General features: G+C 70.8%; 18 protein-coding genes. 6 read left to right on the top strand and 12 right to left on the bottom strand.

The genetic code is table 11. The features are described 5' to 3' along the window. Positions 1 to 228: 228 nt before the first annotated feature. Positions 229 to 1,347 carry an alanine dehydrogenase gene (gene ald / locus L632_RS0110710; RefSeq protein ID WP_028713708.1) on the top strand — a complete coding sequence of 373 codons (1,119 nt, stop codon included), beginning with the start codon at positions 229 to 231 and terminating at the stop codon, positions 1,345 to 1,347. Here ald and L632_RS22500 read toward each other — a convergent pair. Continuing rightward, on the bottom strand, positions 1,319 to 2,044 hold the full coding sequence (locus L632_RS22500; RefSeq protein WP_051416289.1) for a Crp/Fnr family transcriptional regulator: 726 nt from the start codon (positions 2,042 to 2,044) through the stop codon (positions 1,319 to 1,321). The genes ald and L632_RS22500 overlap by 29 nt on opposite strands. Positions 2,045 to 2,187: 143 nt before the next feature. Here L632_RS22500 and L632_RS22505 point away from each other — a divergent pair, with 143 nt between their 5' ends. From L632_RS22505 to L632_RS0110740, 5 genes are all read left to right on the top strand, one after another. Then, positions 2,188 to 3,252, top strand: a complete 1,065-nt coding sequence (locus L632_RS22505) for a hypothetical protein (protein WP_051476429.1) — start codon at positions 2,188 to 2,190, stop codon at positions 3,250 to 3,252. Between the two features lie 246 nt (positions 3,253 to 3,498). Then, entirely contained in the window at positions 3,499 to 5,265 is a 1,767-nt protein-coding gene (locus L632_RS0110725; protein WP_028713709.1) for a tetratricopeptide repeat protein, read from the top strand. A 132-nt stretch (positions 5,266 to 5,397) separates the two neighbouring features. Further along, entirely contained in the window at positions 5,398 to 5,925 is a 528-nt protein-coding gene (locus L632_RS0110730; RefSeq protein WP_028713710.1) for a hypothetical protein, read from the top strand. After that, positions 5,922 to 6,467, top strand: a complete 546-nt coding sequence (locus L632_RS23500; RefSeq protein ID WP_051476430.1) for a hypothetical protein — start codon at positions 5,922 to 5,924, stop codon at positions 6,465 to 6,467. The genes L632_RS0110730 and L632_RS23500 overlap by 4 nt, the downstream gene beginning before the upstream one ends. Then, positions 6,464 to 7,015, top strand: a complete 552-nt coding sequence (locus L632_RS0110740; protein WP_028716786.1) for a hypothetical protein — start codon at positions 6,464 to 6,466, stop codon at positions 7,013 to 7,015. The genes L632_RS23500 and L632_RS0110740 overlap by 4 nt, the downstream gene beginning before the upstream one ends. On the opposite strand, the gene L632_RS0110745 is transcribed toward L632_RS0110740, so the two are convergent. The 11 genes from L632_RS0110745 to L632_RS0110790 form a co-directional block, all read right to left on the bottom strand. Continuing rightward, on the bottom strand, positions 6,987 to 8,312 hold the full coding sequence (locus tag L632_RS0110745; RefSeq protein ID WP_036697990.1) for a hypothetical protein: 1,326 nt from the start codon (positions 8,310 to 8,312) through the stop codon (positions 6,987 to 6,989). The two genes, L632_RS0110740 and L632_RS0110745, sit on opposite strands and share 29 nt — an antisense overlap. Positions 8,313 to 8,366: 54 nt before the next feature. Then, positions 8,367 to 9,032: a hypothetical protein gene (locus L632_RS0110750; RefSeq protein WP_036697995.1), complete on the bottom strand. Its 666-nt coding sequence runs from the start codon at positions 9,030 to 9,032 to the stop codon at positions 8,367 to 8,369. Positions 9,033 to 9,110: 78 nt separating this feature from the next. After that, positions 9,111 to 9,512 (bottom strand): hypothetical protein, encoded by a 402-nt coding sequence (locus L632_RS23835; protein ID WP_198021822.1) that lies wholly within the window; start codon positions 9,510 to 9,512, stop codon positions 9,111 to 9,113. A 136-nt stretch (positions 9,513 to 9,648) separates the two neighbouring features. Continuing rightward, complete coding sequence (locus tag L632_RS0110755) at positions 9,649 to 11,544, bottom strand: sigma-54-dependent Fis family transcriptional regulator (protein ID WP_028716789.1); 1,896 nt, start codon at positions 11,542 to 11,544, stop codon at positions 9,649 to 9,651. Positions 11,545 to 11,624: 80 nt separating this feature from the next. Then, the gene (locus tag L632_RS0110760) at positions 11,625 to 12,698 is read right to left on the bottom strand and encodes a 2,3-butanediol dehydrogenase (protein WP_028713715.1); all 1,074 of its coding nucleotides are present in this window, start codon (positions 12,696 to 12,698) and stop codon (positions 11,625 to 11,627) included. Between the two features lie 11 nt (positions 12,699 to 12,709). After that, on the bottom strand, positions 12,710 to 13,039 hold the full coding sequence (locus tag L632_RS0110765) for a carboxymuconolactone decarboxylase family protein (protein WP_028713716.1): 330 nt from the start codon (positions 13,037 to 13,039) through the stop codon (positions 12,710 to 12,712). Next, positions 13,036 to 13,824 carry an SDR family NAD(P)-dependent oxidoreductase gene (locus L632_RS0110770; protein ID WP_028713717.1) on the bottom strand — a complete coding sequence of 263 codons (789 nt, stop codon included), beginning with the start codon at positions 13,822 to 13,824 and terminating at the stop codon, positions 13,036 to 13,038. Before L632_RS0110770 ends, L632_RS0110765 begins: the two co-directional genes overlap by 4 nt. 49 nt (positions 13,825 to 13,873) lie before the next feature. Continuing rightward, positions 13,874 to 14,977, bottom strand: coding sequence for an acetoin dehydrogenase dihydrolipoyllysine-residue acetyltransferase subunit (locus L632_RS0110775; protein WP_028713718.1), 1,104 nt, complete (start codon positions 14,975 to 14,977; stop codon positions 13,874 to 13,876). Position 14,978: 1 nt separating this feature from the next. Continuing rightward, complete coding sequence (locus L632_RS0110780) at positions 14,979 to 15,986, bottom strand: alpha-ketoacid dehydrogenase subunit beta (RefSeq protein WP_028713719.1); 1,008 nt, start codon at positions 15,984 to 15,986, stop codon at positions 14,979 to 14,981. 13 nt (positions 15,987 to 15,999) lie between these two features. Then, complete coding sequence (locus tag L632_RS0110785) at positions 16,000 to 16,980, bottom strand: thiamine pyrophosphate-dependent dehydrogenase E1 component subunit alpha (protein ID WP_028713720.1); 981 nt, start codon at positions 16,978 to 16,980, stop codon at positions 16,000 to 16,002. A gap of 20 nt (positions 16,981 to 17,000) precedes the next feature. Then, positions 17,001 to 18,014, bottom strand: a complete 1,014-nt coding sequence (locus L632_RS0110790) for an ATP-NAD kinase family protein (RefSeq protein WP_028713721.1) — start codon at positions 18,012 to 18,014, stop codon at positions 17,001 to 17,003. Positions 18,015 to 18,034: the final 20 nt, after the last annotated feature.

Here is an 18,034-nt window from a genome sequence, read left to right on the forward strand (position 1 = left end):
TTCCTCCGCATCGATTCGGGCATTCCGCGCGCCGCGGGGCCGGAAACGGGGGCGGCATTGCGCCAATCGGCTTGACGATGGAAGGATCTTCGATTCTTCTCGCCATCCGGAGGGTCCTGTTCCGTTCGGGCGCGCCAGCCGGGGCCATCTTCGCAACAGCTTGCGGGCCAAGCAGGGCAGACTGGTCGCGCACCCGCACCGAAACCAGCGCGAGGAGAGGAGATGAGCATGAAGATCGGCTGCCCCAGGGAAATCAAGCCGCAGGAATTCCGCGTCGGCCTGACGCCGGCCGCCGCCGCCGAAGCCGTGGCCCACGGTCATCAGGTCCTGGTCGAGACCGATGCCGGGCTGGGCGCCGGTTTCGCGGATCAGGACTATCTGGCCGCCGGGGCGCAGATCGCGCCGGACGCGGCCTCGGTCTTTGCCGCCGCCGACCTGATCGTCAAGGTCAAGGAACCGCAGGCCCAGGAACGCGCCATGCTGCGGCAGGGGCAGGTGCTCTTCACCTATCTGCATCTGGCGCCCGATCCGGCGCAGACCCGCGACCTGCTCGACTCGGGCGTGACGGCCATCGCCTATGAGACGGTGACGGATGCGCGCGGCGGCCTGCCCCTGCTTGCCCCCATGTCCGAGGTGGCGGGGCGCTTGGCGCCGCAGGTCGGCTCATGGGCGCTGCAAAAGGCCAATGGCGGGCGCGGCGTGCTGCTGGGCGGGGTGCCGGGGGTCCGGCCGGCCAATGTGCTGATCATCGGCGGCGGCGTGGTCGGCGCCGCGGCGGCGCGGGTCGCGGTCGGCATGGGCGCGAACGTGACGGTGATGGACCGCTCGCTGCCCCGGCTGTCCTGGCTGGACGACCTGTTCATGGGCAAGCTGACCACCCAGCACGCCAGCGCCGCGGCGACCGCCGAGCTGATCCAGACCGCCGACATGGTGATCGGCGCCGTGCTGGTGCCGGGCGCGGCGGCGCCCAAGCTGGTGTCGCGGGCCCAGCTGGAAACCATGCCGCGCGGCGCGGTGCTGGTCGATGTCGCCATCGATCAGGGCGGCTGCTTCGAGACCTCGCGCCCGACCACCCATCAGGACCCGATCTACGAGGTCGATGGCATCGTCCATTACTGCGTCGCCAACATGCCCGGCGCGGTGGCGCGGACCTCGACCCAGGCGCTTGGCAATGCCACGCTGCCCTTCCTGCTGGCGCTGGCCGACAAGGGCTGGCGGCGCGCGCTGGAACAGGACCCGCATCTGCGCGCCGGGCTTGCCACGCATGAGGGGCGGCTGACCTCGCCGCCGGTGGGCGAGGCGCTGGGGCTGGCGGCGGTCACTCCGGACGAGCTTCTGGCGGGCTGAACGCGGGCGGGGCGGCCGTTTCGGCGGCCTGCGGGAACAGCGCCTCGGGGCGCAGGATGCGCAGGAAGCGGCGGCCGCTCTCGATCACGCCCTCGCGGCCAAGCTTGGCCAGGTTTCGGCTGATCGCCTCGCGGTTGGCGCCGACGATATTGGCGATCTCGGCATGGGTCGGCAGGTCGCGCAGCACGCGGCCGCGCTCAAGCCCGCCGCGCTCCAGCGCGATGCGCAGCAGATAGGCGCGCAGCCGCTCCTCGACGCTGAGCGAGATCAGCGCATGCACCCGGTCGGTCAGGCCGTGGATCTGGCGCACCAGATGGCCCATGATCGCTTGCCGCACCGAGGGATGGGTCCCGATCAGCTCCAGCAGCAGCGCGCCGGGCATCTCGAACAGCGTGCAGGCGCTGCGGGCGTAAAGCGACAGCGAGCGCGGGCTGCCCGACAGCACCGACAGCTCGCCGCAGGCGCAGCCGGGCCCGATGTCGCTATAGACGATCTCGCGCCCGGCCTGCGTCCAGTGCACGGCAAGCACGCGGCCCGACAGCACGAACAGCACCGTATCGCCCGGATCGCCGCGCTCCAGGATCAGCTGTCCCTGGTCGAACTGCCGCCGCCTCAGGGCGGCCTCGATCGGGGCCAGATCCCGCGGCGTCAGCCCGGCAAACCAATCCAGATCGCCCAGCCCCAGCGTTTCCGTCATCACCCGCGCCCTGTTCCGGTGTCATGGCCTCGATCCGGCCGGTTGCAGGTCGAATATGCCGGCTCTGTGCGTTCGCGCACTGATTGTGGCCGATCGATACGGCAGGAGCAAGGCGCAACCATGACAGCCCGAGAGCCGCCGCAATGTCCAAGCCGCCATGCACAGCCGTCCATGCCCCCGATCTTCCGGCCCTGACCGGGGCGGCCCTGCATCGGCTGGCGATGACGGCGCTGCTTTTGCAGGTCCGGGCCGGCTTGCAGGGCGGGCAGCCGGGCCCGGTCTGCGGGCGCGGCACCGGCGCCATGGAGGGCGCGGCCGCCAAGGCCGAGGCCGATCTGCGCGCCATGTCGCGCTATTGCCTGGACCATCTGCTGCCCCGCACCCGCAGCCTGCTGGTCCAGGCCGGGACGCTGGCCCGCGGCCTGGCCGCGCCGCCCTGCGAGGCCGCGCAGCTGCCGGCGCTGCTGAAGGCCGCCGCGGGCGATCTGGATCGCTGCCGCTCCATCCTGCGCGGCCATACCCGCACCGCGCCGCGCGGCGCCGGGATGATCCGGTTCAGCGCGCAGCGGCTCTGGGGCGCGCTGGCGGCCGAACTGCACCGGACCGAGGGCGCCGACGGGCCGATGATACAGGCCTGCACCCGCATCGAGGAACTGGCCCAGAAGCTGGCGGCGGCGGTCGAGGCGCTGCTGGAAGCCGGGACCGAGATGCCCTTGGCGCAGCGTCACCGGCTGGGCCGGGCGCTGACCGGCGCCGCGGCCCGGGCGGCGGCGGGGAACTGGCGCGGCGAGGCGCTGCTGGGGGCGGCGGGGCCTCATGCCGGCCGGCTGTCGCGGCCGGCCGCGCTGCTCGACCGGCTGGAATTGGACTATCGCGGGCTTCGGGCCGGCAGCGTTCCGGTGGCGGCGGCGCTGGCCATCGCCACGCAGGCCAGCGCGCAATCCGCGGTCGCCGCCCGGCTGGAGCAGGACCTGCAAGAGCTGGACCGGCTGCTGGGCGGACTGGCCGCCGATTACCGCGCCATGGTCAAGCTGGCGCAGCGGGGGCAGGGCAGGGCGGCGGTGCTGCGGCGGCTGGACCTGGATGCGCCCGCCTGGCGCGAGGCGGCCCGCGCCCTTGCCGAACCGCTGGCGCTGCTTGGGCCGGCCGCCGAAGCGCCATCGCAGCCCGGACCGACGCCTGCGCCCCCGCCGATGGCGCGGGCCTGACGGGACGATCCGACAACGGCAAGGCGGCGTCGCTTTCGGTCCGGCCGGTCCGGCGCGCACCGCCGGCGCGATCCCGGTTCCGGCCGGCTGCTCCGCGCGCGGCGGCACCCGTCCGGCCGGTTCCGCCTGTCGGGGAGCCGCCCGCTTCCGGGGTTTCCGCACTTGACAGTTCAGTTCAGGGCGGATTTCACGGTCTCCGGCAGGCATTGCCGCCATGCAGGAAAGCCGGGAGCCGATGTCAGGGTGATGAGCGCGCAGTCCGATCTGTCCGGTCCCCGGCTGCTCACCGTGCTTTATGCCGATGTGCACGGCTATACCGGGCTGGTCGAGCGGGACGAGGCCGGCACCGTCGCCCGGCTGGCGCGCTCGCTGCGCCTGATCCGCCGGCTGGCCGGCGATTACGGCGGCTCGGTGGTGAATACCGCCGGCGACGGGCTGGTGGCGGTTTTCGAAAGCGTCCACCAGGCGCTGCATTTCGCGCTCGAGATGCAGCAGGAACTGTCGCAGGACGCGGCCTGGACCGGCGGGGCCGAGCCGATCGCCTATCGCATCGGCATCTCCATCGGCGAGGTCTTTGCCGGCAGCGACGGGGTCTATGGCCACAGCGTCAACCTGGCCGCGCGCATCCAGAGCTTCGCCGCGCCCGGCGGCGTCTGCATCACCGAAGCGGTCTATCGGCTGGTGCGCGGCCATCCCGACCTGGTCCTGCGCTCGCTGGGGCGCAAGCGGCTCAGGAACATGACGGCGCCGGTCGAGATCTATGCGGTCGGGCTCGCCTCGGCGGCGGCGGGGCCCCGCGCGATCCCTGCCGCGCCACCGCCTGCCGCCGGGACGCTGGCCTTGCCCGATGCCTCGCTGGCGGTCTTGCCGCTGGAAAACCTCTCGGGCGACCCGAACGACCTGCATCTGTGCCGGGGCCTTGCCGCCGATCTGATCACCAGCCTCAGCCGGTTCCGGCACCTGATGGTGATTGCCCGCCATTCCGCCTTCCTGGCGGCGGCCGAGGTCGCGTCGCTGCGCGAGATCGGCCGGCGGCTGGGGGTGCGCTATCTGCTCGCCGGCAGTTTCCGGCGCGTGGACAGCCGCATCAGGATCACTGCGGACCTGATCGAGGCCGAGACCGAGAACACGCTCTGGTCCGAACGCTACGACGGGGCGATGGCGGGCATTCTCGACATCCAGGACGATATCGCCGCCACGACCGCCGCACGCGTCGCCCTGCGCATCGAGGCGGCCGAACGGCGCCGGCTGGCCGAGCAGACCCACCCGGCGCTTTACGCCTATGGGCTGGTGCTGCGCGGGCTGGAACTGGACTTCCGCTTCCGTCCCGAGGCGAACCTGCACGCGCGCCGCCTGTTCGAGCAGGCGCAGGAGCTCGATCCGCTCTATGGCCGCAGCTATGCGGCGATGTCGCGGACCTTCAACGTGGAATGGCGCTACAACTGGAGCAGCGATCCGCAGGCGGCGCTGGACCGGGCGCTGGACCTGGCGAAGCGCGCGGTGGAATGCGACGGGTTCGACGCGCGCGGCTTTTCCGAGATGGGGCTGGCGCATCTTTACAAGAAGCAGCACGCCGAGGCGACGTCGGCCTATGAGCATGCGCTGGCGCTGAACCCCAACGACGCCGACCTGCTGGCCTATACGGGGGATTGCCTGGCCTATGTCCGGCAAGGCGAAAGGGCGGTGCGGCTGATCCGGCGGGCGATGCGGCTGAATCCCTATCACCCGGACGCCTATCTGTGGTTCCTGGGTGACGCCCATTTCCACATGGGCGAATATGCCGAGGCCATCGAGGCGCTTTCCCGCATGCGCGACGGTTCCGAGGCGCATCGGCTTCTGGCCGCCAGCCACGCGCTGCTGGGCCAGATGGACGAGGCCCGCCACCATGCGCGCGAGGTGATACGCGTGCACCCGAACTTCACCATCGCGCATTGGCGCAAGGTGCCGCCGCTGCAGCATCCCGAGGATCTTGAGCTTTATGTCGATGCGCTGCGCATGGCCGGGCTGCGCTGAACCGGGGCGGTTTTCCGGCCGGATTCCGCCGACCCGGCCGCCCGCGTCTTGAGCTTGCCCGGCGGCTTGCGCCTTAATTCCCGCATGACGGGTAAGCAACGGGCCTCTCTGCTGCGGCGTCTGAGGGTGCGCATGGCCGCCTCGATCGGGGTCGCGGCCGCGGTGCTGCTCGGCCTTTGGCTGAAGGTCGAGGAAGCGCGGGCGCCGCAGGAGCCGCCTGCGGTGGCGCTGGGGCAGCCGGTCGATCTGGGCCGGACCGAGATCACGCCGCTGTCGCTTTCGCTGGCACCGCCGGAACGCGAGGGCGAGCCCCGGCGGCTGCTGTTGCGCGCCCGGCTGCTGAACCTGACCGGAGAGACCCAGTCCGCCGTCTTCGGCTTTCCGCCGCACCCGCCCGAACTGGCTGCCGCAGGCGTGGCCTGGCCCGAGCCGGAGGTCACGCTCGACCGCGACGGCGAGCTGCTCTGGCACCTGCAGCCGCGGCTGGCCGAGCGGGTGACGCTGGCCTGGCGGGTGCCGCCGGGCTGGCAGCCCGGGCCGGTCTCGCTGACCTTCCAGCGGCAGACCTTCAAGCTCAGGGACAATCTCTATGGCAAGTCGAGCTGGCTGCTGTTCCAGCCCGCCGGCCGCATGGCGACCACGCCAGAGGGGGCGCCATGATCCGGGCGGGGCGCGTCCTGATCGTTCTGGCCGGGGCGGCGCTGCTGGGCGCCATGATGCAGAGCGCGCCGGATTATGACAGCACCGTGCAGCCGTTCCGCAGCCCTGTCGCGGCCGGCGAAACCGGCGAGGCGCGCAGCTTCCGGGCCCGCTTCACCGGCATGCGGCTGGCCGAGCGCATCGCCTTTCGCCGCTATGGCCGCGATCTGGTCCGCGACAGCGACGGCCTGTTCCTGATCGCCGAGATCGAGGCCGAGCCCAGGCTGGCCTCGCAGCGCCTCGACGCGGTCTGGCAGGGGGCGAGCGGGCGGCGCTATGCGCTGTCGCACCGCGCCGAGGACATTCCGCGCGGGCTTGAAAGCCGCTGGTTCCAGCCCGGCCTGACCGACCGCGCCATCGCCGTCTTCGAGCTGCCCGAGGACGAGGTCGCGGGCGGGGCGCTGGTGCTGACGGGCAGCGCCAGCGCGGTCTTCGACAGCGCCCTGCACCTCGCCCCGCCGGCCTTGCCCGAGCGCCAGCCGATCATCCGGTTCGCGCCATGAAACACCTGCTGTGGATCATCCTTGCCGCGGTGCTGCTGCTTGCCAATGTGGTGGTCGCCGGCTGGACCGAGATCGCCGACCTGCGCCGCGCGCGCGAATGGCAGGTGACGCAGGCGGGCGAGGCGGAGGCCGAGCTGCGCGGCGTGCATGTCCGGGTCGTTCAGGTCTGGGCGGGAACCGCGCCCAACCTGCCCGAGCGGGCGCTGGTCCTGGTCCGCCTGGCGCTGCGCGGTCCCGAGGCGGCGCGGCATGGCTGGGCCGGCTGCGATGTCGGCCTGCGCGACGCCGCCGGCCGGCAATGGCTGCCGCTGACAAGCGCCGATGCCGAAGGGGCGGTCCGGGTGATCGCACCCGACGGCGAGAACATGGGCCGTTGCAACCCCTTGCCCCATGACGCGCCGCCCGAGGGGCAAGAGATTCTGTCGGACCAGCTTTTCCTGGTGCCTGCCGAGTTGCTGAAGGGGGCGCGGCTGCGCGTCTCGGCCTTGGGAACGCGGCCCGAGGCGCTGGAATTCCCGGTCAGGCCGGTGCTGCGCGATCTGCGCTAGCGGCCCGGGCCGCCTGCGCCCGCCCGGCCAGCTCCAGCCCGGCGGCGAGGATGCAGAACTGCAGGACGCAGACCAGCACCCCGTCCTGCTGCTGGCCCGGCGCACCGAACAGCAGGTTCAGCGGATATTGCGCCACCTGCCAGACCCGCAGGTCCTGCGGCCCGATCAGCTCGGCCAGCCCGATCCAGGCCCAGCGGCCCGCCCAGTCGGCCAGCCGCCACAGCACCAGCACCGAGACGGTCAGCGAAAACCCCGCCGATCCGGCCAGCAGCACGCCGTTTGCCACCGCATGCCAGCGCCTGACCAGCCCGGCCCAGAAATGCCCGAGAAAGTCGGTCAGCGGTTTCGGCAGCCCCTGCCAGCGGTCCAGCACCTTGCCGGCCGAGCGCCGCGTCTCCTCGGCCATGAGGTTCAGGTCGTGGCCGTAGACGATGGCACCGAGGTTGAACCAGATCAGCGGCAGCAGCGCATACCAGAACAGCCGCACCAGCCAGGGCCAGGGCTGGAAGGCGGGCGGCCAGTCCACCGGGCGGCGCGCGGCATCGACGACCTCGGCCGCGGCGGGCGGGAACAGGCTCTGCCACAAGGCGCCGGGCGAGGGCAGCTGAGCCAGCCATGCGACGAAGCCCTCCTGCCAGCCCGCGATGACGTAAAGGCCCAGCACCGCCCAGCTCGCCTCGCAGGCGACGACCAGCAGCGGCCAGATCCCGGCCTCGCTGCGCTTGTGCATGGCTTTCGCGCCGCGCCGGATCGCCCAGATCAGCAGCACCGCCGCCACCACCCACAGCGTGCTTTGCACCTCAAGCGCGGTGGGCGCCCGCTCGGGCGAGACCTCCGTGAAGTCGATGCGCTCCATCGAGGTCGAAAGGAACGCCTTGGAATAGTCGCGCAGCGTGTTCCCGAGCAGGCCCCAGCCGGCATAATAGCCGTAGAACGGGATCAGCACCGCCAGAAGCGCCCCGGCCAGCATGCCGATGCCGGGCCGGCCGTCGGCCGCCTCCGTTCCGGCGGCCGGCGCCTCGCGGCGGCGTCTTGCGCGAAAACGCAGCACCGGCAGCCCATCGCGCAGGATCACGAACATGGCGACGAACAGCACCAGTTGCAGCAGGATCACCGGCACCAGCGCGATCAGCCCGGCCAGCCGGTCGGCGAAGCCGATCTCGACCGCCAGCATCATCAGCAGCGCGCCGAGCAGGGTGCCGGCCAGCCAGGTGGCGGCCAGCACCGCGCCGTAGTTCCGAAACAGCCGCGCCGCCAGCAGGACATGCTGGCGCAGGATCTTCAGGTCCCCGGTCATGGCCGCAGGATCGCAGGATCGCCCTCGCATCGCAAGCCTGGCGCTGGCGGCGGTTCAGGATCGCGCGTCGTCGGCGTGGCGCCCCAGCCCGCCAAGACCCATGCCCACGCCCATGCCGCCGCCCATCGCGGCACCGCCGCCGCCGCCGCCGGTCTTGCCGCCGCCTTCGCCGCGCCCGCCCCGGGACGAACCGCCCTGCTGGCGCGCCGGGCCCTGCAGCGGAATGGTCACGTCCCCGGGCACCGGCGCCAGGTCCAGCGCCTTGCGGATGAAATCGCGCAGCGAGACGACCAGCTCGGCGGTATGGATCGGCCGGCCGGCGGCCATTTCGGCCGCGGCATGGCTGGCCAGGCGGACCTGTTCCTCGGTGCCCAGCAGGATGATGTCGGACAGCGCCGCCTCGACCGCGTCGCGGATGCGGCGGGCGCGGTCCGAGCCGCCGGCCTCTTCCGCGCCGGCGGTCTGGGCCTGCTGCCGCAGGTCGCGCAGATGCGCCGGATCGACCAGAAGCTCGCCGGTGAACGAGCCGCCGAGCACCTTGTAGGCCGCGATCAGCGTGCGCAGGCGTTCGTTGATCTGGCGGTTCATGCGCTGCTGGCGCTGCTGGATGGTCAGCAGCATCAGCACCCGGATGCCCACGCCGATCAGCGTGAACAGCGCAAGGCCCAGCAGCGTCGTCAGAATCCCCTGCCACGAGCTGAAATCGAAATAGCGCATCATCCATCCCCCTTTGGCCCGGCACGGACCTTTATCCCATCGCTTCGGGGCGCTGCGCCAGAGGGTTGTCCGCGCCGCCGGTTATTCCAGCTTGCGGCGCAGGTCCGTCTCGCGGGCGCGCAGATCGGGGTCGGCTCCTCGCCGCATTCCTCGCTTTCGAAGACCGTGCGCAACTCCGGCTCGCCGCTGCGGAAGGGGGCCTGCCTCGCCCGGTCCAGCGCCTCCTGCAGTGAGCCGACCTTCCAGAGCCAGAAGCCCGCCACCGGCTCCCTGTCCCGGCGAAAGGCCCGTCGAGCACCGCCGGCCCGGCGGCAGCGAAGCGGATGCGGTGGCCGCGGCTGCTGCGGTGCAGCCCCTCGCCGGCATCACCCCCGCCTCGGCAAGCCTTTCGTTGAAGCGGGTCACTTCCTCCAGCTCCCAGGCGGTCGGCATCACGCCGGCCTCGCTGTCCTCGTCGGCCCTGACCAATGCCATGGCGCGCATGATCGTCTTCTTTCTTCGATCGCAGCGGATGCAAGGGCCAACGCATGGCCGGCCAGCGCGGGAACCGACATGCGGGGCCGATTTTTTCGCTCCGTTCCTTTCGGATATTCCGGCGGCCGGGCCAGGAACCGGGCGGTCAGCCAGCGGCCGGGCCACCTCTTGGATCCTCGTTCAGGCCAAGCCTGCGCATGCGGCGATAGATCGTGCTGCGGTCCACCCCCGCCTGCCGCGCCACGGCCGAGATATTGCCCTCGCATTCCGCGATCAGCCGGCGCAGCCCGGCGCGCTCGGTCCCGTCGGGGCCGGGTCGGGCGGTCGCCTGCGCCGCGCCGATCTCATCGGGCAGATCCTCGGGGCCGACCGTGGCGCCGTCGCAGAGCGCCGCGCAAAGCGTGCAAAGATTGACGATCTCGCGCACATTGCCGGGCCAGTCATGCGCCAGCAGCAGCACCATGGCCTGCGGCGAGAAACGCGGCCTGCCCTCGGTCGCGGCGGCGATGCGGGCGATCAGCCATTCCAGGTCTGCCCGCGCCCGCACCGGCGGGATGTCCAGCACCAGCCCGTTCAGCCGGTAATACAGGTCCTGCCGGAACCGCCCCTCGGCCACCAGCCCGCCCAGGTCGCGATGCGAGGCCGAGATGACGCGGATGTCCACCGGCTCGGCGCGGGTGGCGCCGACCGGCAGCACCTCGCGCTCGGACAGCACGCGCAGCAGCCGCGCCTGCAGGGCCAGCGGCATGTCGCCGATCTCGTCCAGGAACAGCGTGCCGCCATGCGCCTCGCGGATCAGGCCCTTCTTGCCGCGGGCATGGGCGCCGGTGAAGGCGTTCGGGGCATAGCCGAACAGCTCGCTTTCGATCAGCGCCTCGGGCAGGGCGGCGCAGTTGATCGCCACGAAGGAACCCCGCCGCCGGGACGAGGCATGCATGGCGCGGGCGATGAATTCCTTGCCGGTGCCGGTCTCGCCGCGCAGAATGACGCTGATCTGGCGGTCCACCACCTTGGCGGCGCGCTCGGCCAGGCGCTGCATGGCCGGGTCGCCGCCATGGATCGCGCGCAGCGGCTGGGGCAGGCTGGTCTCCGCGGCCCGGCGCGGCGGCGCGGTGGGCGGCACGGCGCGGGCAAAGATCAGCCCGCCGGCCTGCATCTCCAGCGCGCCGTCGACCGGGGCCATGGCGCGCGACAGCTTGGGCAGGTCGTCCAGGTCGCAGGCGAAGATGTCGTCGAAGCGCCGGCCGATCAGCGCCTCGGCCGGCCCGCCGGCCAGAAGCTCGCGCGCGTTGTTGGTCATGCCGCTGATGCGGCCCCCGGCGTCGATGGCGACCGCGGCCATCGGGTCCACGTCCAGGAATTCGGGCGAGGGGTTCAGCCGCAGGATCCAGTCGGCGCGGTGCCGGCGCACCAGATTGGCCATCTCGATGCGGCGGGCGCAGGATTTCATCACCTCCAGCGTCAGCGCCTGGCTCATCTTGTCCTGCGGCGCCTGCAGATGCGACAGGTCCAGCACCCCGATCAGCCCGCCGCGCGTGTCATGCACCGGCACGGCGGTGCAGGACAGCGGCGTCAGCGCCAGGTCGAAATGGTCGGTGCGATGCACGGTGATCGCCCGCCCGGTGGCGAGGCAGGCGCCCACGCCGTTGGTGCCGACATGGCTTTCATGCCATTCCGAGCCGGCGATCAGGCCGGCATGGCGCAGCTCGCGGTCCAGTTCCGCGTCGCCGATGGCATCGACGGTCACGCCGCGCGCATTGGACAGCAGCAGGACATAGCCCATCGTGTTCACGCGGCGGTAAAGGTCCTCCATGCCGTGCCGGGCCATGCCCAGCAATTCCTCGGATTCCTGGCGGTGCTGGCGCAGTTCCTGCTGGGTGACGATGCGCGGCCCGGCATGGCGGCCGGGGTCGAGCTGGTGTTCGTTCACGCAGCGCCGCCACGAGGCCAGCACATCGGCATCGCGGCGCGGCGAAGGTTCGCCCTCGGCCACGCGAATGACTTCAAGGACATGCGTCCCGGTATCCGGCATTCCCCGCATCGGCTCCTCCCAAAGCCCGGCGCGACCATAGCACGGGCCGGGCCGCGCCGGGGCAGAAATCTTGCCGCAGGCGCGGGCCGTCAGCGCGACAGGTCGATCAGGATCTTCAGCTGGCTGCCGGCCGGGTCCAGCAGCGCCTCGAACCCCTCGGCCACCGCCTCGTCCAGCGCGATGCGCTTCGTCACCACCCGCCTGGCCGGGATCGCGCCCGAGGCGATCAGCTCGATGGTGCGCGGCCAGCCATGGGTCGGATAGCACCACGAGCCGCGGATCTCGGCATCCTTGAAGGTCAGCTGGAAGAAATCCACGCTGCCCTTGCCGGGATGCAGGCCGGTCTGCACGATCACCCCCTGCTTGCGCACCGCGTCCAGGCAGGATTGCAGCGCCCGTTCATTGCCGACGCATTCCAGCGCCACGTCGCAGCCGATGCCGCCTTGGGTGCCGGCGCGCACCCGCTCGCCCACATCCTCGCGCGCGGGGTTGATGGCGACGACACCCGGCACCACCTCGGCGGCGAGCCGCAGCCGCGTGTCGTTCACGTCCGACACGAACAGCCGCGTCGCGCCGAAGGCCCGCGCGGTCAGCAGCGCCAGGATGCCGATGGGCCCGGCGCCCGTCACCAGCACCGAATCCCCGGCGGTGATCCGGCCCCGGTCGCAGGCATAGACGCAGACGGCGGTCGGCTCGACCAGCGCCGCCTCCTCGTCGCTCATGCCGTCGGGGATCTTCTCGACATTGTAATCGTTGAGCAGCGCCATCTCGGCCATGCCGCCCGAGACCCAGGACAGCCCGACCAGCGCCAGACTGCCCGAGAGGTTGTGCCAGCCGCGGTCGGCGAAATGCTCGCCGCCGCGCGGCATGATCAGCGGCTGCACCGCCACCCGGTCGCCGGGCGCCACCTTGGTCACGCCCTCGCCCACCGCCAGCACCTCGCCGCCGAATTCGTGGCCCAGCACCTGCGGGCCATGGGCGCCGGAATAGGGATGCGGCGCGGTCGGAATGAAGATCGGCCCCGAGGCGTATTCGTGCAGGTCGGTGCCGCAGATGCCGACATGGCGGTTGCGGATCAGCACCTGCCCGGGACCGGGCCGGGGCGGTTCGGGAATATCCTCGACCCTAAGGTCCCGCGCGGCATGGAAACGCAAGGCTTTCATGGTGTTCCCCCTTACAATTCGTCAAAGGCGGCCAGCGCCTTGGCGGCATAGACCGTGCCCGGCCCGCCCGACATCTCGATGGCGACGGCCAGCACCTCCAGCAGTTCCTCGCGGCTGGCGCCGTGGGCCTTGGCCTCGCTGGCGTGAAAGACGATGCAATCCTCGCAGCCGCGCCCGATGGCGACGGCGATGGCGATCATTTCCTTCATGGCGGGGCTGACCTTGCCCTCGCGGTTGGCGGCGAGCATCAGCCCGCGGAATGCGGACATGGTCTTGCCGTCGGCCTTGTAAAGCGCGGCGGCGCGCGCGTTCATCTCGGCCAGTTTCTGTTTCGCGCTCATAGCAGCACCATGCCGCCGTCGACGACCAGGCTTTGCCCGGTCATGTAATCCGACCCGGCCGAGGCGAGGAAGATCGAGACGCCGGCCAGATCCTCGGGGCGCGACGGGCGGCCCAGCAGGATGTCGGCCGAGAAGCCCTCGAAAGCCTCGTTGTCGCGTTGGGTCAGCCCCTCGTCCTTGAAGCCCTTGTCGATCAGCTTCCACATGTCGGTGGCGACCACGCCGGGGCAGATGGCGTTGACGCAGATGCCGTGCCTGCCGAAGGCGCGGGCCGCGGCCTGGGTCAGCGCCACCACGGCGAACTTGCTGGCCGAGTAATGCGCCAAGGGCTCGTAGCCCTGCTTGCCGGCAATCGAGGCGGTGTTGACGATCTTTCCGCCGCCGCCCTGGGCGATGAACTGCTTCGCCGCCTCCTGGATGCCGATCAGCACGCCCATGGCGTTCACGTCCATGACGCGGTGCCAGTCGTCCTCGGTGATGTCGTTGAACGGCTTGACCTGGGCGATGCCGGCATTGTTGAACATGGCGTCCAGCCGGCCATGTTCGGCGGCGGTGCGGGCGATCAGCGCGCGCGTGCTGGCGCGGTCGGTCACATCGACGGCAAGGCCGATGGCCTGCCCGCCCGCCTCGCGGATCTCGGCGGCGGTGGATTCGGCGGTATCGGCGGCGATGTCGGCGATCACCACCCGGGCGCCGGCCTGCGCCAGCCCTTCGGCGATGGAACGCCCGATGCCGCGGCCCGCGCCGGTGACGATGACCACGCGGCCTTCGACGGAATTGCTCATCTCTCTCCTCCCATTGCAAAGGGCCGCCCCCGAGGGGACGGCCGGATTGTCAGGCGATGAAGTCGCGGATCAGGCGGTTGACCTCGGCCGATTGCTCCATCTGCACCATGTGGCCGGCGTCCGGGATGACATGGCGCGACGCCCCCGGCAGGCTTTCGGCATGGGCGGCGGGAATGATCGCATCGGCCTCGCCCCAGATCACCTGCGCCGGCACGCCCGAGGCGGCCAGCGCCTCGGCCAGTCGCTCGGCCTGCCGGCCCTCGCGGAACAGGTTTCCGGCCAGTTCGGCCAGGAAATCCTGCACCCCGTCGAGGCGCTTGTATTTCAGCAGGTCCTCGACCATCGCGCGGCTGACCAGCGACTGGTCCCTGAACAGATGCGCCAGCACCGGCTTCAGGTCCTTGCGCCCGGCGGCCTGCACGAAGCCGTCGATGTATTCGGCATTGATCTCGGACCCGAGGCCCGCCGGACAGATCAGCGTGACCGAGGCGGCGCGCGCCGGGTGCTGCGCCGCCAGCGTGCCGGCGACCAGCCCGCCCATGGAATGGCCGGCCAGATGCGCCCTGTCCGCGCCGATATGGTCGAGGAAGGCCAGGACGGTTTCCACCATCAGCCCCAGCCCGGCCGGGCGCGCGGATTTCACCGACTGGCCATGACCGGGCAGGTCCAGCGCATAGACCGGCGCGGCTTCCGCCAGCGCGTCGATATTGAACAGCCAGTTGTCCAGATCGCCGCCGAAGCCGTGGATCAGCACCAGCGGCGCGCCCTCGCCCGGACGCTCGGCATAGCGGATGCGGCCCATGGGCAGGTCGGCATATTGATAGGCGGGTCCGGCATTCTCGTCCTCGTCGCCGGCCGAGGGCGCCTGATAGGCGGCGACATAGGCGTCGATTTCCGCGTCCGGCACCGATTCCGGCGCCATCACCGCCAGCAGCGCGCGCACCGGATAGGTCTCGCCCTCGATGCCGACGCGGCGGCGCAAGAGGCCCCCGTCGGCGGCCTCGACCACATTGGCGATCTTGTCGGTCTCGACATCCATGATCTCGTCGCCGGGCTTGATCTCGGCGCCCTCGGCCACGTGCCAGGCCGCCAGCTTGCCCTCGCGCATCGAGAGCCCCCATTTCGGCATCAGGATCGGGGTGATGTCTGCCATGTCAGTTCTCCAGCGTCTTGCGAACGGCCGCGGCGATACGCTCGGCCGAGGGCACATAGGCGTCCTCCAGCGAGGGCGAGAAGGGCACCGGCGCATGCGGCGGCGTCACCATCTGGATGGGTGCCTTGAGCGCGCCGAAGGCGTCCTGCGCCACGGTGGCGGCGATGTCGGCGGCGATGGAACAGCGCGGGTTCGCCTCGTCCACGCAGACCAGCCGGCCGGTCGCCTCGACGCTTTCCAGCACCGTGTCCATGTCGATGGGCGACAGCGTGCGCAGGTCGATCACCTCGACATCGACGCCGTCCTTCTTCAGCAGCTCGGCGGCTTCCAGCGAGCGGCCGACCATCTGGCCATAGGTGACGATGGTGGCGTCCGCGCCCTCGCGGACGATGTTCGCCTCGCCGAAGGGGATGGCATAGGGTTCCTCGGGCACGTCGCAGGTGCTGGCGTAAAGGTTCTTGTGTTCGAGGAAGATCACCGGGTCGTTGTCGCGGATCGCCTGGATCAGCAGACCCTTGCAGTCATAGGCGTTCGAGGGGCAGACCACCTTCAGCCCCGGCAGATGCGTGAAAAGCGGCGTCAGCATCTGGCTGTGCTGGCCCGCCGCGCGAAAGCCCGCGCCGCACATCGCCCGGATCACCACCGGGGTTTCCGCCTTGCCGCCGAACATGTAGCGAAACTTCGCTGCCTGGTTGAACACCTGGTCCAGGCAGACGCCGATGAAATCGACGAACATCAGTTCCGCCACCGGCCGCAGCCCCGCCGTCGCCGCGCCCACCGCCGCGCCGACATAGGCGCTTTCCGACAGCGGCGTGTCGATCATCTGCTTCGGATGCTTGGCGTAAAGCCCCTTGCTGACACCGAGGACGCCGCCCCAGGCGTCGTCCTCGCCCTGCGCGCCGGCGCCGCCGACGATATCCTCGCCCATCATGATCACGGTGGGGTCGCGGCTCATCTCCTGATCCAGCGCCTCGTTCACCGCGTCCTTCATGCTGATGATGCGTGCCATGGTTTCCCCTCCCTCAATAGGACACGTAAACGTCGGTGGTCAGTTGTTCCGGGCCGGGCAGCGGCGCGGCGATGGCCTCGACCACCGCCTCGTCGATCAGCGCCGCCACCTCGGCGTCGATGGCGTCCAGCTCGGCATCCGAGATCACCCCGGCCTCGGTCACTTTCTGGCGGAACAGCTTCAGGCAATCGTTGTGCGCGCGGTTGTATTCGTTCTCGCCCGGCGCCTTGTAGGTCTGGGCGTCGCCTTCGAAATGGCCGAAGAAGCGGACGTTCTTGCACTCCAGCAGCGTCGGGCCGGCGCCTTCGCGGGCGCGGCGGATGACCTCGCCCGCCGCCTCGTGGACGGCGAAGAAATCCAGCCCGTCCACGGTGATCCCCGGCATGCCGAAGCCGGTCGCCCGGTCCACGTAGCTGTCCGAGGCGGTGGCGTAATCGACCGAGGTCGATTCGGCATAACCGTTGTTTTCCACCACGAAAATCACCGGCAGGTTCCAGATCGCGGCCAGGTTCATGCTTTCCAGCACCGTGCCCTGGTTCGAGGCGCCGTCGCCGAAGAAGGTGATGCCGACGCCGTCATGGCCCAGCTTCTGGGCCGCCAGCGCCGCGCCGCAGACCAATGGCGCGCCGGCGCCCAGGATGCCGTTCGCGCCCATCATCCCCAAGGACAGGTCGGCGATATGCATCGAGCCGCCCTTGCCGGCGCAGCAGCCGGTGGCCTTGCCATAGATCTCGGCCATCATCGCCTTGACGTCGACGCCCTTGGCGATGCAATGGCCATGGCCGCGATGGGTCGAGGCGATGCGGTCGCGGTCGTGCAGATGCATCATGATGCCGACCGCCGTCGCCTCCTCGCCGGCGTAAAGATGCACGAAGCCCGGGATCTCGCCGCGGGCGAAATCGACATGCAGCCGTTCCTCGAAATCGCGGATGGTGCGCATCTTGCGATAGGCTTCAAGCAGCCGCTCCTTGGGCAGCGGAAACGGATTGGACATGAACTCCTCCCTTGTCTGGTTCAGTCTGGGTTGCGGATGAACAGCCCGGCCTGCGCGGCATGGGCCATGCAGGCGGGCACGTCGATGGTGCGGAAGGCGTCGGGCACCAGCCGCACCGAGACCTGGTCGCTTTCGGTGAATGTCAGCTCGCGCTCGCCATCGAAGGCCAGCGTGCCGGCGGGGATCGAGGGGCGATGCGCCCGGCCCGGCGCCATGCGCGCGATGCCGGCGATGCCCACCCGGTCGATCAGCCCCGGCGCGATGGGGGCAAGCAACTGGCGCGGCGCATCGGGCGACAGGCGGACATGCCGGCCCTCGGGCGTGGCGCGGTCCACCGGGTCGCAGAGCCCGACGATGGCCGACATGCCGATGGCCTGCGGCAGGCCGAAGGTCACGAACAGGTCGCGGAACCCGGCGGCCTTCCAGATGGCGCGGGCCCCGACGAAGCGGTCCTCGACCACGGCGACATCGACCAGCGCGATCTCGCGCCGCTCGCCCAGCGTCACCTCCAGCCATTTGTTCGGCCGCAGCGCCACGGCCTCGGGCACCTGCCCGGTGACGGCCAGCCCCACGGCGAGGCCGGTGATCGTCGGCTCGCGCAGCTCGGGAAAGGCGTTGTTGGTGCCGGTCGAGACCCCGGCCACCGGCACCGCGCCGCAGGCCCCCACCACGACGCGGCTGGTGCCGTCGCCGCCCAGAACCACGATGGCGCCCACGCCGTCCCCGGCCATCATCCGCGCGGCGCGGGCGCTGTCTTCGGGCGTGGCGGTGACGGGCATGTCCAGATAGCGCAGGCGCGGGAAATTCCCGTGGCCGAGTCGAAGCTCGCGCTGGATGCTGCGTTCCAGGTGAAAGCGGATGCCGCCGTTTTCCGGCATGACCACCACCTCATCGACGCCGGACGCGGCCAGCCCGGCCATCATGCGCAGCACGATATTGGCGCGGTCGTTGATGGGCAGGTTGCCCGCATGCGAGATCACCCGCCGGATGTCGCGGGCCGAAATCGGATTGGCGATGATGCCGACCTTGACCATGTCTGTCCTCCCTGCCCATC

Source organism: Paracoccus sp. J39 (assembly GCF_000518925.1).
GTDB lineage: Bacteria > Pseudomonadota > Alphaproteobacteria > Rhodobacterales > Rhodobacteraceae > Paracoccus.